This is a genomic window from Streptomyces sp. SUK 48, assembly GCF_009650765.1.
Lineage (GTDB): Bacteria > Actinomycetota > Actinomycetes > Streptomycetales > Streptomycetaceae > Streptomyces.
This window is the reverse complement of the sequence record NZ_CP045740.1, coordinates 5,398,553-5,416,161: the sequence shown is the minus strand read 5'-3', so window position 1 is coordinate 5,416,161 and position 17,609 is coordinate 5,398,553. Positions and strand designations below refer to the sequence as shown.

Sequence of the window (17,609 nt, the reverse complement as noted above, 5' to 3'; positions counted from 1 at the left end):
GGCGTCGCCCTCGTCGTCCTCCGGTCAGAGGAAGCAGTGGTGCGGGGTGCTCAGGAATGCCACGTGGGGAGTGTAAGCGGCGTCCCCTTCAGTGGAGTTGGCGGGCGGGGGTGGGGCCCAGGTGGGCGGTCAGGGCGGATTGCAGGGTGCCCGGGGTCGGGGTGGTGTCGGTGGCCCAGGCCGCGTAGCCGTCGGGGCGGACCAGGAGGGTGGTGCGGCGGGCGCTCGCCCAGTGGGCCGTGGTCAGGCGGTCGGGGCGGGTCTCGGCCGGGGGCTCGTGGGTCGGGGTGCGGGGCTCGCGGGTCGGGTTCGATGGTCCGTGGGCCGGGGTGATCAGGACGAACCGGCCGCCGCGCAGGGCCTCGTAGAGGCGGGTGCCGCCGGCGAGGCGGACGTCGGGGACGCGGGTGCCGGTGAGCGGGTGGGCGCCGCGGGGCGCGGGGTAGCGGTAGCCGATGCCGGTGACCTGGGCGGTGGCCTTGCGGCGGACGGGGCCGACGGTGCTCACGAGCCCGGTGAGCGCGGCGCGGGCGGCCCGGGACCAGGGGTGCTTGACCATGGCCAGCCGCACCAGCCCGCCGCTGCTGCGCAGGACCGCCTTGCCGACCGGGTGCCGTTCGGCCTGGTAGGTGTCGAGCAGGTCCGCGTCCGCGTGCCCGGCGAGGACGGCGGCCAGCTTCCAGCCGAGGTTGGCGGCGTCCTGGAGCCCGGTGTTCATGCCCTGCCCGCCGGCCGGGGTGTGCACATGGGCCGCGTCCCCGGCGAGGAACACCCGGCCGACCCGGTACGCCGGCGCCTGCCGCTCGTCGCTGTGGAAGCGGGACATCCAGCGGGCGTCGTGCATCCCGTAGTCATGGCCGAGCGCGAGCCGGGTGATCTCCTTGATCTCGGCCAGGTCCAGCGGCTCGCTGTCGGGCACGTCATGGCCGCGGTGCCAGCCGATCACCCGGTGGTACCCGTCCCCGAACGGCGCGAGGAACGCGAACGCGTCGCCCACCGCGTTGACCGTGAGCAGCCCCTCGGGCTGCTCGGCGAGCCGCACATCGGCCAGTACGACGGACCGGATCACCGACTTCCCGGGGAACGGCAGCCCGATCGCCTCGCGCACCGCGCTGCGCATGCCGTCCGCGCCGACCACGTACGCGGCGCGCAGCGTCCGGGTACGGCCTTCCGGGCCCCGGGTCTCGACGGTCACCCCGTCGGCGTCCTGGACGAGCCCGGTCATCTCGGTGTCGTACCGGAACTCGGCCCCCGCCTCTTCGGCGCGGCGCGCCAGCACCTTCTCGACCTCGTACTGCGGGAGGACGAGGACGTGGTTGAAGCGGGAGGGGAGTTCGGTGAGGTCGACGGAGAGGCGGTCGAAGAAGCGCAGCCGGCCGAGGGGGCGGCCGAGGGCTTCCAGTTCGTCGGCGAGGCCGCGGGCGTCGAGCTGTTCGAGGCTGCGGGCGTGCAGGGCGAAGGCGCGGGAGAGGTTGCTGATCTTCCGGGGGCGCTTCTCCAGCACGGTGACCGGGACGCCGGCGGCGGCGAGATCACCGGCGAGGAGGAGGCCGGTGGGGCCGGAGCCGACGACGATGACGCGCGCGAGGGCGAGGGCGAGGGGGGCGGCGGGGGTGTCCGTGGTGCCGGTCATGGTGGCCTCCTGTGGGTGCCAACGCTCGTTGGTCAACGTTTGTTGGCCAACGTCCGTTGACCACGGTAGTGCGGGGCCCGGAGGCAGGTCAACACTTGTTGGCCTACGCGTGTTGGCCTACGCTCGTCGGCGTGACCGAAAACCACCCGCCCCCACCCGCGTCCCCCACACCCGCGTCCCCTCCCCCACCCGCGTCCGCCCCCGCGCCCCGCCGCTCCGACACCACCCGCTCCGCCATCCTCACCGCCGCCCGCGAACGCTTCGCCGCCGACGGCTACGACCGCGCCACCATCCGCGCCATCGCCAAGGACGCCGGGATCGACCCGTCGATGGTGATGCGCTATTTCGGCAGCAAGGAGGGGCTGTTCGCCTCGGCCATCGACGTCGATCTGCGGCTGCCCGACCTGACGTCGGTGCCGCGGGAGGAGGCCGGCCGCGCCCTGGTGGGCCACTTCCTCGATCTGTGGGAGGGGAACGAGCGGCTGCGGGCCATGATGCGGGTCGGCGCCACCAGCCAGGCCGGTGCCGAGCGGATGCAGGGAGTCTTCCGCGATCAGCTGCTCCCGGTGGCCCGGCAGGTGTGCCCCGACCCCGAGCAGGTCCCCGCCCGCGCCGCCCTGTGCGCCGCCCAGCTCCTCGGCCTCGCGCTCACCCGCTTCGTCCTGCGCATGCCCGCGTCGCAGGCGCTGACCAGGGAGGAACTGGTGGCCTGGATGGGCCCGACGGTGCAGCGGTACCTGACCGCGCCGAACCCGTGACGGCCGTGGGCGCGACCCCTGACGACCTCGCCCTCGTCGCCGCCGCCCGCCACGTCGCCGAGGAGTACGCGCGCCCCGACCTGCACACCGTCGCCGCGGCCGCGCGCACCGGCGACGGCGGGATCGTCACGGGCGTGAACGTCTACCACTTCACCGGCGGCCCGTGCGCCGAGCTGGTCGTGATCGGCGCCGCCGCGGGGCAGGGGGCGTACGAGCTGACCGCGATGGTCGCCGTCCGCTCGCGCGACATGGCGGTGGTCCCGCCCTGCGGCCGCTGCCGGCAGGTGCTGATCGACTACTTCCCCGGCATCGGCGTCCTGGTCCGGCCGGACGGGGAGCGGCTGACCCGGCTGCCCGTCGCCGAGCTGCTCCCGGGCGCCTTCAGCCGGTCGGCACCGCGACGGCCGTAGAAAGGCCGCAGCGGTCGCGGAACGGCCGCAGCCGTCGCGGCAGAGCCGGGCACGCGGAAACGCCGACGGCGCCGACCTCACCCGGGTACGCGACAGGCGCGTACCGACGGGAGGACAGGCGCCCCCGGCGTAGGAACCGATGAACCGGCGATCAGACCTCGGCCTGGGCGTCGGGCTTGACGGTGATGTTGGACGAGGGGGTCTTGCCCTTGCCGCGGGACTTGTCCAGCACCATCACCAGACCGGCGATGATCCCGAAGAGGACCAGCGGGAGCAGCACGTACAGACCCAGCGTCTGGACGACGCTCAGGCCCGGACCGGGGTCGTCGCCGTCGTCGCGGATCAGCGCGAGCGCAGGGGACGACATGAGCAGCATCATCAGCGTCGTACCGGCGCCCAGGGTGCCGGCGCGCAGGGCGTTCTTCTTGTCCACGATCTCAAGTTAGCGAATCACCCGGAAGGACGCGCGCCCGGGGTCCCATAGCGGCTCCTCACCCCTCCCTGAGCTGGGCGAACACCGCCAGGAGCGCGCGCAGCCGCGGAGCGGCCGTCAGTTCCTCCAGCGGCACCGTCCAGCCCGTGCGATCCGCGATCGGCAGCCGCCAGTTGGGGTAGTCGGCCCAGGTGCCCGGCAGATTCTGCGGGCGGCGGTCGCCCACGCCGTCCGGCAGCCAGACCCCGATCAGCCGGGCCGGGGTGCGCAGCAGGAACCGGTGGACGGCGCGGACCTCCGCCTCCTCGTCGGTGCCGGGCGGCCCGGTCGCCGCGCTGTCCACCAGGTCGAGGCTGCCCAGCAGGGCGAGCCACTCGGCGGCGTCCGCGACGGCCTCGGCGCGTTCCTCGGCGGCGGGGCGGGTGAGCAGGCCGAGCCGGTCGCGCAGGGCGACGTGGTCGCCGGTGAGGCGGGCGGCGGTGGGCGGCAGGTCGTGGGTGGTGGCGGTGGCGAGGCAGTCGGCGCGCCAGCGTTCGGGGGGCAGCGGGCGGCCGTCGCCGGTCCAGTCGCGTTCGAACCAGAGCACGGAGGTGCCGAGGACACCGCGCCGTTGCAGGGTCTCGCGGACGCCGGGCGCCACCGTGCCGAGGTCCTCGCCGATGACGACGGACCCGGCGCGCCCGGCCTCCAGGGCGAGGACGGCGAGCATGGCCTCGGCGTCGTAATGGACGTACGTGCCCTCGGTGGGCGGGCTGCCCTGGGGGATCCACCAGAGCCGGAACAGGCCCATGACGTGGTCGATGCGCAGGGCGCCCGCGTAGCGGAACAGGGCGCGCAGGAGGTCGCGGTAGGGGGCGTAGCCGCAGGCGGCGAGGCGGTCGGGGCGCCAGGGCGGCAGGCCCCAGTCCTGGCCGCGCGCGTTGAAGGCGTCCGGGGGCGCGCCGACGGACATGCCGGCGGCGAAGACGTCCTGCTGGGCCCAGGCGTCGGCGCCCGCGGGGTGCACGCCGACGGCGAGGTCGTGCACGATCCCGACCGGCATCCCGGCCTCCCGGGCGGTGCGCTGCGCGGCCCGCAGCTGGCCGTCGGTGAGCCAGGCGAGGCGGGTGTGGAAGGCGACGCGGTCGGCGAGTCCGGCGCGCGCGCGGGCGGTCTCCGCGGAGCGGGGGTCGCGCAGGCCGTCGGGCCAGGCGGTCCAGTCGGGGCCGTGGGCCTCGGCGAGGGCGTAGTACGTGGCGTGGTCGTCGAGGGCCTGGCCGTGGGCGGCGCGGAAGGCGTCGTAGGCGGCGCGGCGGCCGGGGCCGAGGGGTACGGCGAGGACCGTCTCCAGCGCCTCGCGCTTGAGCTCCCACACCGCGTCCCGGTCGATGAGGGCGCCCTGGTCGAGGACGGCGGCCCGTAGCCGCGCGGCCCGTTCCAGGAGCCCGGCGAGCCGCTCGCGGTCCTCGGCGTACGCGTACTCGGGGACGTCCTCGACCCGCAGGTGCACGGGGTCGGGGAAGCGCCGGGAGGAGGGCCGGTACGGCGAGGGGTCGGTGGGCGTGCCGGGCACGGCCGAATGCAGCGGGTTGACCTGCACGAACCCGGCTCCGGCGACGTGACCGGCCCAGCCGGCCAGCTCGGCGAGGTCGCCGAGGTCGCCCATTCCCCAGGAGCGGCGGGAGAGCAGCGAGTACAGCTGGACGAGGAGTCCGTAGGAGCGTCCGGGCGGTGCGGGCAGCCGGTCGGGGGCGACGACGAGGTGGGCGTGTCCGGTGCGGCCGTCGGGGGCGGTGGCGGTGATCCGGTGGACGCCGAGGGGCAGCCCGGCGACGAGGTGCGCGCTCGCGCGGTACGACTCCTCGCCCTCCTCCGTCTCGACGCGCACCCGGGTGCCGGGCGGCAGGGCGGTGAGGGCGGCGGGGTCGTGGGTGTCGCCGGCCCAGTGCACGACGGTCGGCGGCAGCAGGCGTTCGCCCAGCGCGCGTTCCCGGTCGGCGAGCGCGGCGCGGACCGCTTCGGGGGTGGTGGCGTCGACGCCGAGGGCATGCAGCGCGGCGACGACGGCGGTGGTGGGGACGGTGACCGTGAGGTCCGGGGCGGGGCTGTAGGAGACGGCGACCCCGTGCAGCTCGGCGAGCCGTGACAGCTCGTCCGTGCGCGTCCCCGTCATCTACGACCTCGCCGCGTAGGCGTCCGACTCGCTGGTGAGGGTGCTGGTGTCCGCGAGCGGCGGCTCACTGGTCAGGGGCTCGGCGGCGGGCAGCGGCGGTTCGCTGGTGAGCGGCGCCGTGGTGGCGGCGGCCTCCGCGTTGAACGCGTACAGCCTGATCTCTCCGGTCTCGGTCGACTCGATCGACTCGATGGTCTCGGCGGACGTCTCCGCCAGGGGTTTGCGCGCGCTGTGGGCGCGGCCGTGTTTCCACTGGGCCGGGATCGGGGTGCGGGACTGGCTCGGGGTGCGGGTCGGTGCGGGCACGGGGGCCTCCTCGTCGTGGGGTCTTCGGGGGTCATCGCAGCCCTACCCCGTGAACGCCGCCCCACTCACTATTCACTCAGTACATGTATCTGGTGCATACTGATCCGCCATGAGCACCCGGCACATCCTCCTGGGCCTGCTGGAGGCGGGGCCGAGCCATGGCTACGACCTCAAACGGCGCCACGACGAACGCTTCCCGCAGGCGCGCCCCCTGGCCTACGGGCAGGTCTACACGACGCTGCAACGCCTGGTCAGGGACGGTCTCGCGGAGATCGAGGGGACGGACGCGGACGGCGGTCCCGAGCGCACGCTGTACCGCTCGACGGCCGCCGGCGCGCGCGAGCTGGCCCACTGGGCCGGCGACATCGCCCCGCCCGCGCCGTTCGTGACGAACGAGATCTTCGCCAAGGTCGTCGTCTCCATCCTGGCCGGCGGCGATCCGGCCGCCTATCTGCGCGCCCAGCAGGCCGCGCACAAGGCGCGGATGCGGGAGCTGACGGCGGTGAAGACGGGCCCGGGCGCCGATCTGGCGTCCGTGCTCTCGGCGGACTACGCCCTGAACCACCTCGACGCCGACCTCCGCTGGATGACCACCACGGGGGCCCGGCTGACCACGCTGACCTCGGAGGTCGAGACGACATGAAACACAGGGGGACCTGATGAGCGGCATGAAACCCAGGGGGGACCTGATGAGCGGCGAGGCGCCATTGCTGGCGGGCCTGGATCTGGTCAAGGCGCACGGCAGGACACCGGCACTGCGCGGCGCCTCGATCACGCTGGCCGCGGGCGAGATCCTGGCCGTGACGGGGGCCAGCGGCAGCGGGAAGTCCACGCTGCTGCACCTGCTGGCGGGGATCGTACGACCGGACGAGGGCTCGGTGTCGTACGCCGGGCAGCGGCTCGACCGGCTGCCGGAGCAGCGGCTGACCGAGCTGCGCCGCACCGAGTTCGGGGTGGTCTTCCAGTTCGGGCAGCTGATCCCGGAGCTGACGGCCGTGGACAACGTGGGGCTGCCGCTGCTGCTGGCCGGAACTTCCCGCGCCGAGGCCCGGCGGCGGGCGGGCGAGTGGCTGGAGCGGTTCGGGGTGCGGGGGCAGGAGCAACTGCGGCCCGGTGAGCTCAGCGGCGGGCAGGCGCAGCGGGTGGCACTGGCGCGGGCCCTGGTGACCGGTCCGAAGGTGGTCTTCGCGGACGAGCCGACGGGGGCCCTGGACTCGCTGGCGGGCGAGCAGGTGATGACGGCGCTGGTGCGCACGGCCCGCGCGGCGGGTACGGCGGTCCTGCTGATCACGCACGACGCGCAGGTCGCGGCGTACGCGGACCGCGAGGTGCGGCTGAGCGACGGTCTCGTGCTGCCGGCGGGGGTGGCGGCGTGAGCGTGTGGACGGAGGCGCGGCTGGCCTGGCGGCTCGGCCGGGGCGCGGACCGGCGGGAGTGGTGGCGGGCCGGGCTGACCGCGGCCGGGGCCGCGCTGGCGACGGGGTTCGCCCAGGCCGCGGTGGCGCTGGCCGCGCTGCGGGGCCAGTACCGCGTCTCCGTCGGCGGCGGCCTGCTGGACCAGCAGGGCGAGCGCTCGGGGGTGGTCCTGGCCCTTCTCCTCCTGCTGGTGCCGGTGCTGGGCTTCCTCGGCCAGTGTGCCCGGATCGGTGCCGTGCACCGGGATCGGCGGCTGGCCGGGCTGCGGCTGGCCGGTGCCACCCCGGCCCAGGTCCGCCGGATCGCCGCGCTGGAGACCGGCCCGGCCTGTCTGCTGGGCTCGCTGCTCGCCACTGTCGCCGCCGTCACGGCCGTACTGCGTCTGTGGAGCAGCCCGGAACCGGCAGCCTGGGCCGGCCTCGCGCTGATCGCGCTCGGGGTGCCGGTGGTGGGCACCGCGGTGGCCGTGCTGGCGCTGCGCCGGCTGGTGGCCTCGCCGCTCGGCCGGGTGCGCCGGGTGCGGCCGCGCGGCGGGCGGGGGCCGCTGCTCGTGAGCGGTCTCCTGTTCTTCGTCCTTCTCGGAGCACTGGCCGCCTTCGGCGGTGCGCGCGGGTGGCTGCCGCTGACCGTGTTCGCGCTGGTCGTGCTGGTCGGCGCGGGAACGGTGGGGCTGGCCGGGGCCATGGCGCGGCTGGCCGGGCGGCTGGTGGCGCGCCGGGCCCGGACCGCGGCGGCGCTGATCGCGGCGGAACGGCTGCGCGACGACCCGTGGGCCGCGGCCCGCACCCACGCGGCGGTCCTGCTCGTCACGGTGGTCGGCACCGGCTTCGCGGGCGAGCGGCAGGCGCTCCTCGCCGACCTGCGCCGGATGCGCCAGGACCATGGGCTCGGCATGCCGATGTCCTTCTACACCACGGGCATCGATCTGACGGGCGCCGCGATCCTGGTCGCCCTCGCGATCACCCTGTGCGGGCTCGCCGTGGCGACCGCCGAGTCCCTGGCGAGCCGCCGCCGGGGTGCCGCGGGCGGTGCTCGGCCGGGCCCTGCTCCTGGAGACCGCCCTGCCGCTGCTGCCCGCGCTGGTCCTGGCGGGCGCCGGAGGCATGGCGATCGGCACCTGGTACGCCACGGTGACCGGCGGCACGGTCACCGTCCCGTACGCCGCCCTGCTGGTGCCGGTCCTCGTCTACGCCTGCTGCCTGCTCTCTGCGGCCACCGCCCTGCCCCTGCTGCACCGCTCGGCACGGCCGGGGGAGCTGCGGTACGCGTGACGCCGTGCGGTCCCGGGGGCGCGGGGGGGCTCCCGGGACCGGGCCGTCAGCCGAGCGAAACAGTGAACTCCGTCCAGGCACGGGGGTCGAGACGGAGCAGCGGCCCGTCGGGGGTCTTGGAGTCGCGGACGGCGACGACGTCGGGGACGTTGCGGGCGACTTCGACGCACTCGCCCCCGGTGTTGCTGTAGCTGGACTTCACGAAGTCGAACTCGGGCATGAGGTCAGATCTCCTGGCGAATGGTGTCGATCAGCTGGGCCGAATCACGCTGGGCGCGGCTGAGCCGGGCCGTGCGCTCGAAGAAGGCGTCGTACGCCGTACTGTCGGACTTGTTCTCCGCCCACACCGTGGACGTGTTGGTGTCCGCGTGAACGACGTCCACCGCCTCACTCTCAGCGAACGAGATGATGGTAAACGAAGCGGTGAGACAGGGGTGCCCGCCCGCGTGGAACGGCAGTACCTGCAAACGGACGTTGGGCAGTTCGGCCACCTTCAGCAGGTGCTCCAGCTGGGCGCGCATGACGCCGGGACCGCCGATCAACTGCCGCAGTGCCGCCTCCCAGACGATGGCGTACACCTCAAGTGGGCGCTCGTCGTACAGCCGTTGCTGACGGCGCATGCGGATCTCCACCAGGCGCTCGATCTCGTCCGGGTCCTCCCAGACACCCGCGCCTTCGCTGACCGCGAGCGCACGGGCGTACTCGGCGGTCTGGAACAGACCGGGGACCAGGGAGAGTTGCCATGTGCGCACTCGACTGGCGGCAGCCTCCAGTGCGATGTACTCCGTGAGCGCGCCGGGGTGGGGCGAGTCCTGCCACCAGCCCTTGGCCTTACGGCGTTCGCGGTCCAGCCTGGCCAGGTCCAGCAGCCGGCCCACCGCCTCGGGATCGTCGAGCCCGTAGCACTCGCAGAGCACGCGGATGTCCGGGTCCCGCATCGGGACCCAGCCCTGTTCCATCTTCACGATCTTCGAGTTCGTCGCGTTGATCGCCTCGGCGGCCTGCCGTTGGGTCTTGCCCGCCGCGTCCCGCAGCCGCAGCAGTTCTCCACCGAGCCTGCGGCCCAGGACAGTTGACGTTCGGTTACCCAGGGATGAGGTACGAGTCACGGCCTCAGTCTGTCGCATCCTGACGGCACGTCACTCGTTGGAGACAATTATCTCCGCAGACATTGCATCTATAACTCAAGCGTCGCTACCGTCAGCCTTCGGTCGCTCACTCAGCGAATTCACCGGAGGCTCCCCATGCCCGACGCCATCCCCTCCCCCATCGCCCTCGTCCACGAGGACCAGCTCGACTACACCCCCCTCCCCCGCAGCGTCACCCTGGCCCGGCACCGCACCTCGCGTCTGGTCGGCGAGTGGGGGTACACGGCGCTCACCGAAGACGTCGCCCTCGTCGTCAGCGAGCTGATGACCAACGCCCTGCTGCACGGCAGCCTGCGCGGCCGGTTCATCCGGCTGCGGGTCCTCACCACGGCCGCCGCCCTCCGCGTCGAGGTCAGCGACCCCCGTGGCGAACTCCGGCCGAGCCTCCGTGCGGTGACCGGCGACCAGCAGTTCGGGCGGGGTCTGCTGCTGGTCCAGGCACTGGCGGACGACTGGGGCGTGGCGCCACGGGTCGGCGTCGGCAAGACGGTCTGGGCTCAGTGGAGCCTCGGGCCCGCGCCGGTCACTGCTCCGGGTGACGGAGTTCCAGTGGGGCACCGAGTCGAGTGAGCGATGAATTCCCTCTTCGCACGGCCTGAACGCGCGCGCGTTCGCCAGGCAGGAGGACGAGGAGGACCAAGGGGCCGGTCAGCTCCCGCCTGGAGAGCGCCGGGGCCTCGGGGAGGGCCGGTGAAGAGCGCTGGATCTCGATGAGGTCCGCCGCACCGCTCACCAGGAGCTCCCACACGTGTACGAACGCCTCACCGTCGCTCTTGGGGCCGGGTCTCGTGTACACCAGGGACTCGGATTCAGCGACCACAGACATCGGCGCCCCGGCGAGCGCGCACTCGACGGCGGAGGGGTCCGCCGTCTCCACGCCCACGATGCCCCCGCTGAGATGTTCCGGGCACTCCCAGACGCCGTCTTCTCCACGCGAGGAGTAGTACAGCTCTTCGGCCACGAGGCCGTCGCCCCTGCGGTGCAGAAGGAGGACGAACCCGAGGTCGCCGCCGATCCAGACGTCAGCGACGAGGGGGGTACCGGCGTCCAGCGGCAGGCGCTTCACGGCGGTGCGGGCACCCAGCGGCACCCCCGACCGGAGGGCGGCCCCGGCGATGTCAGCCATCGGCTCTCTCACTGACTTCTTTCACTTTCTCGCCCGCATCACAGCCGTGATACCGCCGCAAAGGCACTGAACGTAAGGGTTCAGTAAGAGCGACAGATGGTCACAAGGAGCGCACACCGGACCGTGATCGTCAAGTGATGAGCGTGACGTTACGCAGCGCAACGCGACAGGGGCAGCGCCGGCCGATACGGCCGAAGGGCGGGCACGCCTCCGCGCCCCGCGTCCCCGGCCGAGGAGGCCGGCACGCGGGGGAGACGCGCGAAGGCCCGGATCGTCAGGCTGAGATGCCGTCGATCCGGGCCATGGCGTCGTCCGCGCCGTACGGCTGTAGGTAGGGCAGCCAGCGCGGGTCCCTGTGGCCGGTGCCGATGATGCGCCAGGCCAGACCGGTGGGCGGGGCGGGTTTGTGGTGCAGGCGCCAGCCCAGTTCGACGAGGTGGCGGTCGGCCTTCACGTGGTTGCAGCGGCGGCAGGAGGCCACCACGTTGTCCCAGACGTGCTTGCCCCCGCGGCTGCGCGGGATGACGTGGTCGACGCTGGTTGCGACGCCACCGCAGTACATGCACCGGCCCCCGTCGCGTGCGAAGAGCGCACGGCGGGTGAGCGGAACGGGCCCGCGGTAGGGAACCCGGACGAATCGCTTGAGCCGGACCACGCTGGGTGCGGGGACTGTGACGGTCGCGCTGTGCATGAAGGCGCCGGATTCCTCCAGGGAGACGGCCTTGTTCTCCAGGACGAGGATGAGCGCGCGGCGGAGCGGTACGACGCCGAGCGGCTCGTACGACGCGTTGAGGACCAGGACATGCGGCACGGGTGCCTCCTTGGGCGTCGGCGGCGCGTGGCTCGCGCCGGGACGATCTGCAGCCAGTCTCCCCTCATGCCTGGTGGCGGCGCCACCATGTCCCGGTAACGGGCTGGGAGTGTTTTCGACCACAGGGGATACATCCCCCGGATCACGGCCTGTTCAAGCCGGGGTGAGCCGTGTCTCTCCTGCGCTCCTCCTCGGCGGATCCGCGCGGGACACCCACAATGCCCCGTTAGTGTGGTGGTGCTCGCCGTCCGGTGATCTTTTCGTGACCTCGCAGACCCTGCCCGCCCCACCGGTACGGACCGTGCAGCACCTGGAGGTACCTGCCGTGTCGTCCTTGCCCGTGGTCCTGATGGCCGCCGGTGCGTCGCCGTCCCCGTCGCCGTCGGGTACGGCGCCCGCGGTGCCGACGCTCCAGGACGCCCAGGACAGCGCGACGAACGCGGCGAGCTGGGTCGAGCAGAACTGGTCGACGTGGCTCGCCATGGGGCTTCAGATCCTGCTGGTCATCGTCGTGGCGGTGGCGCTGCGCTCGGTGGTGCGGCGGGCGATCACCAAGCTGATAGAGCGGATGGCCCGGACCGCGCAGGCCGTGGACGGCACCGCGCTGGGCGGACTGCTGGTCAACGCGGAGCGGCGGCGGCAGCGGTCGGCGGCGATCGGGTCCGTGCTGCGCTCGGTGGCGAGCTTCCTGATCCTCGGTACGGCGGCGCTGATGGTGCTGTCCACCTTCAAGATCAACCTGGCGCCGCTGCTGGCGTCCGCCGGTGTCGCCGGTGTCGCGATCGGTTTCGGCGCGCGCAACCTCGTCACGGACTTCCTGTCCGGCGTGTTCATGATCCTGGAGGACCAGTACGGCGTCGGCGACGTGATCGACGCGGGCGTGGCCACCGGCGAGGTGATCGAGGTCGGGCTGCGCGTGACGAAGCTGCGCGGCGCCGAGGGCGAGATCTGGTACGTCCGCAACGGCGAGGTCAAGCGGATCGGCAACCTGTCCCAGGGCTGGGCGACGGCCGGGGTCGACGTGACCGTGCGCGCGAGCGAGGACCTGGACAGGGTCAGGGCGACGCTGGACGAGGTCGCCGAGAAGACCAGCAAGGAAGAGCCCTGGAACGAGCTGCTGTGGGGCCCGATCGAGGTCCTCGGCCTGGACTCCGTGCTCATCGACTCCATGGTGGTCCGCGTCTCCGCCAAGACCATGCCCGGCAAGTCCGTCGCCGTCGAACGCGAGCTGCGCTGGCGCATCAAGCGCGCCTTCGACGCGGCGCACATCCGCATCGTGGGCGGCGCGACGGCCGTCGAGGACGTCCAGGACCTCCCCGACCCCACCGCCGCGGTCGCCGCCCCCTCCGCCTTCTCCAACGCCGACTCCCCGCAGTCGATGGCGACCACCCCGATCACGACCCAGCGGACGGTTCCGCCGAGGAAGTAGCGCTCGCGCGACCGGCCCCCGAGGCCCCGCGCACCCGGCCCCCGAGATAACGACTCTGTTGCCTCGGGGGTCTCGCGTATTGACGCCCCCTCCGCCCCGGGCTTACGTTCGGGCGCAATAGGAAAGTTTCCTAACAGTGAGGCAGGTGGCGGAATCCATGGCAGGAACGGCCGGTACGCCGGGGACCCCGCGTGTGCTGCGTGCGATGAACGATCGTGCCGCGCTGGATCTGCTGCTGGAGCACGGGCCGCTGTCCCGGACCAGGATCGGGAATCTGACGGGGCTGTCCAAGCCCACCGCCTCCCAGCTGCTGGCCCGGCTGGAGGCCGCGGGGCTGGTCCGGGTCACCGGGACCAGCGAGGGCCGGCCGGGGCCCAGCGCCCAGCTGTACGCGGTGAACCCGGGCGCCGCCTACGCCGCCGGGCTCGACGTCGCCCCGGACCGCATCCGCGCCGCCGTCGCCGACATCACCGGCCGCACGGTCGGCGAGTACGAGCTGCCCACCCCCGGCAGAAGGCCCGCGCGGTCCGTCGTACGACAGGTCGCCGACGCCCTCGACGGCGCCGTGAAGGCGGCCGGGCTGGCGCGCGGCGAGCTGCACCGGGTCGTCATCGGCACGCCCGGCGCGTTCGACCCGAACACCGGCCGGCTGCGCTACGCCTCGCACCTGCCCGGCTGGCACTCCCCCGCGCTGCTCGACGAACTCGCCGCCGCGCTGCCGATGCCGGTCGAGTACGAGAACGACGTCAACCTCGTCGCCGTCGCCGAACAGCGCCTCGGCGCCGCCCGCGGCCACGGGGACTTCGTGCTGCTGTGGAACGAGGAGGGCCTCGGCGCCGCCCTCGTCCTCGGCGGCCGGCTGCACCGCGGCTGGACCGGCGGCGCGGGCGAGGTCGGCTTCCTGCCGGTGCCCGGCACGCCGCTGGTGCGCCAGGTGACCCGGGCCAACAGCGGCGGCTACCAGGAGCTGGCCGGCGCCCAGGAGCTGCCGAAGCTGGCCCGTGAGCTCGGCGTCCCCGACGTGCCGCCCGGGCCGTACACCGAGGCGGCGCGGGAGCTGCTGGCCCGGGCCGCCGAGCACGCGGACGGCGGCCCGCACCGGGAGCTGCTGACGGCGTACGCGACCCGCCTCGCCACCGGTCTCGCCGCGCTGGTCTCGGTCCTCGATCCCGAACTCGTCGTCCTCAGCGGCTCCGCCCTGACCGCCGGCGGCGAGGTGCTGCGCGCCCTGATCCAGGCCGAGCTGGAGGAGCTGGCGGCGGCCCGGCCCCGGCTCGTCCTCGGTGACATCCGCGAACACCCCGTGCTGCGCGGCGCGTTGGAGTCCGCGCTCGCCACCACCCGGGACGAGGTCTTCGACACCTCCCGCTGACCGGACCCGGCACCCCGAAAAAAGCCCAGGTCCCGAAAAAGCCCGACCCCCGAAAAAGCCCGGCCCCACCCGAGAAGGCCCGGGTCCCGACATACCCCCGCACCGCGCCCTCCCCACCCCGACCCGACCGTCCTGGGAGATCTCGCCATGCCCACAGCAGCACCCGGAGTCACCAGAGCCACCCGCGCAGCCGCCCTCGCCCTCGCCGCCTCCGCCGTGCTGCTGACCGCCGCCTGCACCGGGCAGTCCGGCGCGGGCGCCACGGACGACCCCACCAAGGACACGACGATCAACTTCTGGCACGCCTGGAGCGCGCCGAACGAGGTCGCGGCGGTCAGGAAGCTGGTCGCCGGGTTCGAGAAGGCACACCCGGCCATCCATGTGCACATCGTCGGCAACATGACCGACGACAAGATCAACCAGGCGCTGCGCGCGGGCGGCGGCGACGCCCCGGACGTGATCTCCTCCTTCACCACCAACAACGTGGGCAAGTTCTGCTCCTCGGGCGCACTGATCGACCTCGACCCCTTCCTGAAGAAGGCGGGCATCGACCCCGCGACGACCTTCCCGAAGGCGATGAACGAGTACACCCGCTTCGACGGCGACCGCTGCACCGTGCCGCTGCTCGGCGACGCGTACGGGCTGTACTACAACAAGACGGCGTTCGCGAAGGCGGGGATCGAGCGACCTCCCAGGACCTGGAGCGAGTTCGAGGCCGACGCCGAGCGGCTGACCGTGCCCGACGGGGACTCGTACAAGCAGCTCGGATTCATGCCCGACTACCACGGCTGGGAGACCACCACCGAGCACTACCTCGGCCAGTTCTCGCCGACGTACTTCACCGAGGACGGGAAGTCGAACGTCGCCAACGACCCGGCGTTCGCAGAAGGGTTCGCGCTCCAGAAGCGGCTCGTGGACGAACTCGGCGGATTCCGGAAGCTGGAGAGGTTCCGCTCCACCCTCGGCGACGAGTGGGGCGCCAGGCACCCCTTCCACACCGGCCAGGTGGCCATGCAGCTGGACGGCGAGTGGCGGCTCGGGATGGCCGAGCAGGCCAAGCCGAAGTTCCAGACAGGCGTCGCCCCGCTGCCCGTACCGGACGATCAGAGGGACCAGTACGGCAAGGGCTACATCACCGGCACCATCACCGGCATCGCCGCCACCAGCCACAAGCAGAACGCGGCCTGGGAGTTCGTGAAGTACATCAGCACGGACACGGACGCCGTGGTCGGCTTCGCCAACGACATCCACAACGTGCCGTCCACCCTCGCGGCCCTCAAGTCCCCGAAGCTGACGTACGATCCGCGCTTCAAGATCTTCCTGGACATCGCCGCCGACCCCGACTCCACCACCACCCCGGCCTCCCTCAACGGCGGCCAGTACCTGGTGACGCTCCAGCAGCTGGGCTACGACTACGAGAGCGGCAGGGTCACGGATCTGGCGGCCGGGCTGAAGAAGGCCGCCGCGCAGATCGACACGGACATCGCGCAGGCGAGGTAGCCGATGAGCACGCTCACCCTGACCGCCAAGCGCCGCCGCTCGGCGCTGCGCACGCTCGCCTTCCTGTCGCCGTGGCTGACCGGCTTCGCGGTGTTCTTCGCGTACCCGCTGATCTCGACCGTCTACTTCTCCTTCATGCACTACGACGGCTTCCGGCCGCCCGCCTGGAGCGGCGGAAAGAACTGGGCCTACGTCTTCGAGCACTACCCGCTGTTCTGGCCCGCGCTGCGCAACACGCTGTGGCTGGTCGTGGTGATGGTGACCCTGCGCGTGGCCTTCGGGCTCGGCATCGGGATGCTCGTCACGAGGATCAAGACGGGTACGGGTGTCTTCCGCACCCTCTTCTACCTGCCCTACCTCGCCCCGCCGGTCGCCGCCACCATGGCCTTCGCCTTCCTCCTCAACCCCGGTACCGGGCCGGTCGATTCGCTCCTGGAGAAGGCCGGGATACCGGCGCCGGGCTGGTTCAGCGACCCGGACTGGTCCAAGCCGGCGCTGACCCTGCTCGCGCTGTGGGGCATCGGCGATCTGATGGTGATCTTCATGGCCGCGCTGCTCGACGTGCCCAGGGAGCAGTACGAGGCGGCCGAGCTGGACGGCGCCTCCGCCTGGCAGCGGTTCCGGTACGTGACACTGCCCAACATCTCCCCCATCGTGATGTTCGCCGTCGTCACCGGCGTGATCCAGGCCATGCAGTACTACACGGAGCCGCTGGTCGCGGGGAAGGTCGCCTCCGGGGTGATCCAAGGCGCGGGCGCCCAGTTCGAGCCCGGCTACCCGGACAAGTCCACGCTCACCCTGCCCCAGCTGGTCTACAACCTCGGCTTCCAGCGCTTCGACTACGGCTCCGCGTGCGTCGTCGCCCTCGTACTCTTCGCCCTCTCCATGGCGTTCACCGCGCTGCTGATGCGGCGCCGGGGCGGCCTGATCCAGGCAGGTGACCGACCATGACCCAAGTGCTCGCCACACCGGCCGAGTCGACGCCGTCCTGCGCACCCGCCAGACGCACCGCCCGCCGCAAGGAGCTGCTCCGGTGGATCGCGGTGCACTCCCTGGGCGTCGCCGCCGCGCTCTTCTTCGTGCTGCCCTTCGTGTTCGTGCTGCTGACCTCGCTGATGAGCGACAGCCAGGCACTGAGCCGGGACCTGGTCCCGGGCACCTGGGAGTGGGCCAACTACCGCAAGGTCTTCGACACGCCCGGCTTCCTCACCTGGTGGCGCAACACCCTGCTCTACGCCGGCCTCGGCACCGTACTGACCGTGGTGTCCTCGGTCCCGGTGGCCTACGCGCTCGCCAAGTTCCGCTTCCGGGGCCGCAGTCTGGCCCTGATGCTGGTGATCTCGATGATGATGCTGCCCCCGCAGGTCGTCGTCATCCCGATGTACCTCTTCTGGGCGAAACAGCTGGGCCTGTCCGGGACGCTGTGGCCGCTGATCGTCCCGATGGCGTTCGGCGACGCGTTCTCCATCTTCCTGCTGCGCCAGTTCCTGACGACGATCCCGGACGAGTACGTCGACGCCGCCCGGGTGGACGGCTGCGGCGAACTGCGCACCCTCGTCCGGGTCGTGCTGCCGATGGCGAAGCCCGGCATCGCCGCCGTGGCCCTCTTCCAGTTCTTCAACGCCTGGAACGACTACTTCGGCCCCCAGATCTACGCCTCCGAGAACCCCGGCGCCTGGACGCTGAGTTACGGCCTGGAGTCCTTCAAGGGCGCGCACCACACCGACTGGAACCTCACCATGGCCGCGACGGTGCTGGTCATGGCCCCCGTGATCGTCGTGTTCTTCTTCGCCCAGAAGGCATTCGTCGAAGGCGTCACGCTCACCGGAGTAAAGGGTTGATCT

The 17,609-nt window shown here is 72.6% G+C and carries 18 protein-coding genes and 1 pseudogene; 11 read left to right on the top strand and 8 right to left on the bottom strand.

The genetic code is table 11. The features are described from left to right. Positions 1-88: 88 nt before the first annotated feature. Positions 89-1,633: an FAD-dependent monooxygenase gene (locus GHR20_RS23825; RefSeq protein WP_153814330.1), complete on the bottom strand. Its 1,545-nt coding sequence runs from the start codon at positions 1,631-1,633 to the stop codon at positions 89-91. A 236-nt stretch (positions 1,634-1,869) separates the two neighbouring features. On the opposite strand from GHR20_RS23825, the gene GHR20_RS23820 reads away from it, so the two are divergent. Then, on the top strand, positions 1,870-2,391 hold the full coding sequence (locus GHR20_RS23820) for a TetR family transcriptional regulator (RefSeq protein ID WP_241670589.1): 522 nt from the start codon (positions 1,870-1,872) through the stop codon (positions 2,389-2,391). A 5-nt stretch (positions 2,392-2,396) separates the two neighbouring features. Then, positions 2,397-2,801: a cytidine deaminase gene (locus GHR20_RS23815; RefSeq protein WP_153814329.1), complete on the top strand. Its 405-nt coding sequence runs from the start codon at positions 2,397-2,399 to the stop codon at positions 2,799-2,801. A 151-nt stretch (positions 2,802-2,952) separates the two neighbouring features. On the opposite strand, the gene GHR20_RS23810 is transcribed toward GHR20_RS23815, so the two are convergent. From GHR20_RS23810 to GHR20_RS23800, 3 genes are read right to left on the bottom strand one after another with little or no spacing between them, the layout of a single operon-like run. Beyond that, complete coding sequence (locus GHR20_RS23810; protein WP_148023763.1) at positions 2,953-3,234, bottom strand: hypothetical protein; 282 nt, start codon at positions 3,232-3,234, stop codon at positions 2,953-2,955. Positions 3,235-3,292: 58 nt separating this feature from the next. Next, the gene (gene malQ / locus GHR20_RS23805; protein WP_153814328.1) at positions 3,293-5,386 is read right to left on the bottom strand and encodes a 4-alpha-glucanotransferase; all 2,094 of its coding nucleotides are present in this window, start codon (positions 5,384-5,386) and stop codon (positions 3,293-3,295) included. Next, a complete protein-coding gene (locus tag GHR20_RS23800) occupies positions 5,387-5,692 on the bottom strand; it encodes a hypothetical protein (protein ID WP_153814327.1) in 306 nt (101 codons plus the stop codon). It abuts the gene before it with no gap. 109 nt (positions 5,693-5,801) lie between these two features. On the opposite strand from GHR20_RS23800, the gene GHR20_RS23795 reads away from it, so the two are divergent. The 3 genes and pseudogenes from GHR20_RS23795 to GHR20_RS23785 all read left to right on the top strand — a co-directional run bounded on the left by GHR20_RS23795 (position 5,802) and on the right by GHR20_RS23785 (position 8,379). Beyond that, complete coding sequence (locus GHR20_RS23795) at positions 5,802-6,335, top strand: PadR family transcriptional regulator (protein ID WP_153814326.1); 534 nt, start codon at positions 5,802-5,804, stop codon at positions 6,333-6,335. Between the two features lie 25 nt (positions 6,336-6,360). Further along, positions 6,361-7,068, top strand: a complete 708-nt coding sequence (locus tag GHR20_RS23790) for an ABC transporter ATP-binding protein (protein WP_153814325.1) — start codon at positions 6,361-6,363, stop codon at positions 7,066-7,068. 2 nt (positions 7,069-7,070) lie between these two features. Beyond that, positions 7,071-8,379 (top strand): annotated as a pseudogene (locus tag GHR20_RS23785) (ABC transporter permease). 46 nt (positions 8,380-8,425) lie between these two features. Here the strand turns inward: GHR20_RS23785 and GHR20_RS23780 are convergent. Together GHR20_RS23780 and GHR20_RS23775 are read right to left on the bottom strand one after the other, a co-directional pair. Further along, positions 8,426-8,599: a DUF397 domain-containing protein gene (locus GHR20_RS23780; RefSeq protein ID WP_086806028.1), complete on the bottom strand. Its 174-nt coding sequence runs from the start codon at positions 8,597-8,599 to the stop codon at positions 8,426-8,428. 4 nt (positions 8,600-8,603) lie between these two features. Next, entirely contained in the window at positions 8,604-9,488 is an 885-nt protein-coding gene (locus GHR20_RS23775) for a helix-turn-helix transcriptional regulator (protein WP_233534468.1), read from the bottom strand. 135 nt (positions 9,489-9,623) lie between these two features. Here GHR20_RS23775 and GHR20_RS23770 point away from each other — a divergent pair, with 135 nt between their 5' ends. Next, the gene (locus GHR20_RS23770; RefSeq protein WP_148023758.1) at positions 9,624-10,097 is read left to right on the top strand and encodes an ATP-binding protein; all 474 of its coding nucleotides are present in this window, start codon (positions 9,624-9,626) and stop codon (positions 10,095-10,097) included. On the opposite strand, the gene GHR20_RS23765 is transcribed toward GHR20_RS23770, so the two are convergent. Further along, positions 10,051-10,653 (bottom strand): hypothetical protein, encoded by a 603-nt coding sequence (locus GHR20_RS23765; protein WP_148023757.1) that lies wholly within the window; start codon positions 10,651-10,653, stop codon positions 10,051-10,053. The two genes, GHR20_RS23770 and GHR20_RS23765, sit on opposite strands and share 47 nt — an antisense overlap. 274 nt (positions 10,654-10,927) lie before the next feature. Continuing rightward, complete coding sequence (locus tag GHR20_RS23760; protein WP_046425202.1) at positions 10,928-11,464, bottom strand: HNH endonuclease; 537 nt, start codon at positions 11,462-11,464, stop codon at positions 10,928-10,930. Positions 11,465-11,813: 349 nt separating this feature from the next. Here GHR20_RS23760 and GHR20_RS23755 point away from each other — a divergent pair, with 349 nt between their 5' ends. The 5 genes from GHR20_RS23755 (at position 11,814) to GHR20_RS23735 (ending at position 17,606) form a co-directional block, all read left to right on the top strand. Next, positions 11,814-12,893, top strand: coding sequence for a mechanosensitive ion channel family protein (locus tag GHR20_RS23755; protein WP_111586260.1), 1,080 nt, complete (start codon positions 11,814-11,816; stop codon positions 12,891-12,893). Positions 12,894-13,050: 157 nt separating this feature from the next. Next, positions 13,051-14,265, top strand: coding sequence for an ROK family transcriptional regulator (locus GHR20_RS23750; RefSeq protein WP_153814324.1), 1,215 nt, complete (start codon positions 13,051-13,053; stop codon positions 14,263-14,265). A gap of 147 nt (positions 14,266-14,412) precedes the next feature. Then, on the top strand, positions 14,413-15,765 hold the full coding sequence (locus GHR20_RS23745) for an ABC transporter substrate-binding protein (protein ID WP_194858972.1): 1,353 nt from the start codon (positions 14,413-14,415) through the stop codon (positions 15,763-15,765). A gap of 3 nt (positions 15,766-15,768) precedes the next feature. Further along, positions 15,769-16,716 carry a sugar ABC transporter permease gene (locus tag GHR20_RS23740; protein WP_153814323.1) on the top strand — a complete coding sequence of 316 codons (948 nt, stop codon included), beginning with the start codon at positions 15,769-15,771 and terminating at the stop codon, positions 16,714-16,716. Next, positions 16,713-17,606 carry a carbohydrate ABC transporter permease gene (locus GHR20_RS23735; RefSeq protein WP_153814322.1) on the top strand — a complete coding sequence of 298 codons (894 nt, stop codon included), beginning with the start codon at positions 16,713-16,715 and terminating at the stop codon, positions 17,604-17,606. The genes GHR20_RS23740 and GHR20_RS23735 overlap by 4 nt, the downstream gene beginning before the upstream one ends. Positions 17,607-17,609: the final 3 nt, after the last annotated feature.

What these genes read in the sequence shown, in the direction of transcription:
- GHR20_RS23825 (WP_153814330.1), bottom strand. Translation starts at nt 1,633, where the DNA reads ATGACCGGCACCACGGACACCCCCGCCGCCCCCCTCGCCCTCGCCCTC.
- malQ (WP_153814328.1), bottom strand. Translation starts at nt 5,386, where the DNA reads ATGACGGGGACGCGCACGGACGAGCTGTCACGGCTCGCCGAGCTGCAC.
- GHR20_RS23795 (WP_153814326.1), top strand. Translation starts at nt 5,802, where the DNA reads ATGAGCACCCGGCACATCCTCCTGGGCCTGCTGGAGGCGGGGCCGAGC.
- GHR20_RS23790 (WP_153814325.1), top strand. Translation starts at nt 6,361, where the DNA reads ATGAAACCCAGGGGGGACCTGATGAGCGGCGAGGCGCCATTGCTGGCG.
- GHR20_RS23780 (WP_086806028.1), bottom strand. Translation starts at nt 8,599, where the DNA reads ATGCCCGAGTTCGACTTCGTGAAGTCCAGCTACAGCAACACCGGGGGC.
- GHR20_RS23770 (WP_148023758.1), top strand. Translation starts at nt 9,624, where the DNA reads ATGCCCGACGCCATCCCCTCCCCCATCGCCCTCGTCCACGAGGACCAG.
- GHR20_RS23765 (WP_148023757.1), bottom strand. Translation starts at nt 10,653, where the DNA reads ATGGCTGACATCGCCGGGGCCGCCCTCCGGTCGGGGGTGCCGCTGGGT.
- GHR20_RS23755 (WP_111586260.1), top strand. Translation starts at nt 11,814, where the DNA reads ATGGCCGCCGGTGCGTCGCCGTCCCCGTCGCCGTCGGGTACGGCGCCC.
- GHR20_RS23750 (WP_153814324.1), top strand. Translation starts at nt 13,051, where the DNA reads ATGGCAGGAACGGCCGGTACGCCGGGGACCCCGCGTGTGCTGCGTGCG.
- GHR20_RS23745 (WP_194858972.1), top strand. Translation starts at nt 14,413, where the DNA reads ATGCCCACAGCAGCACCCGGAGTCACCAGAGCCACCCGCGCAGCCGCC.
- GHR20_RS23740 (WP_153814323.1), top strand. Translation starts at nt 15,769, where the DNA reads ATGAGCACGCTCACCCTGACCGCCAAGCGCCGCCGCTCGGCGCTGCGC.
- GHR20_RS23735 (WP_153814322.1), top strand. Translation starts at nt 16,713, where the DNA reads ATGACCCAAGTGCTCGCCACACCGGCCGAGTCGACGCCGTCCTGCGCA.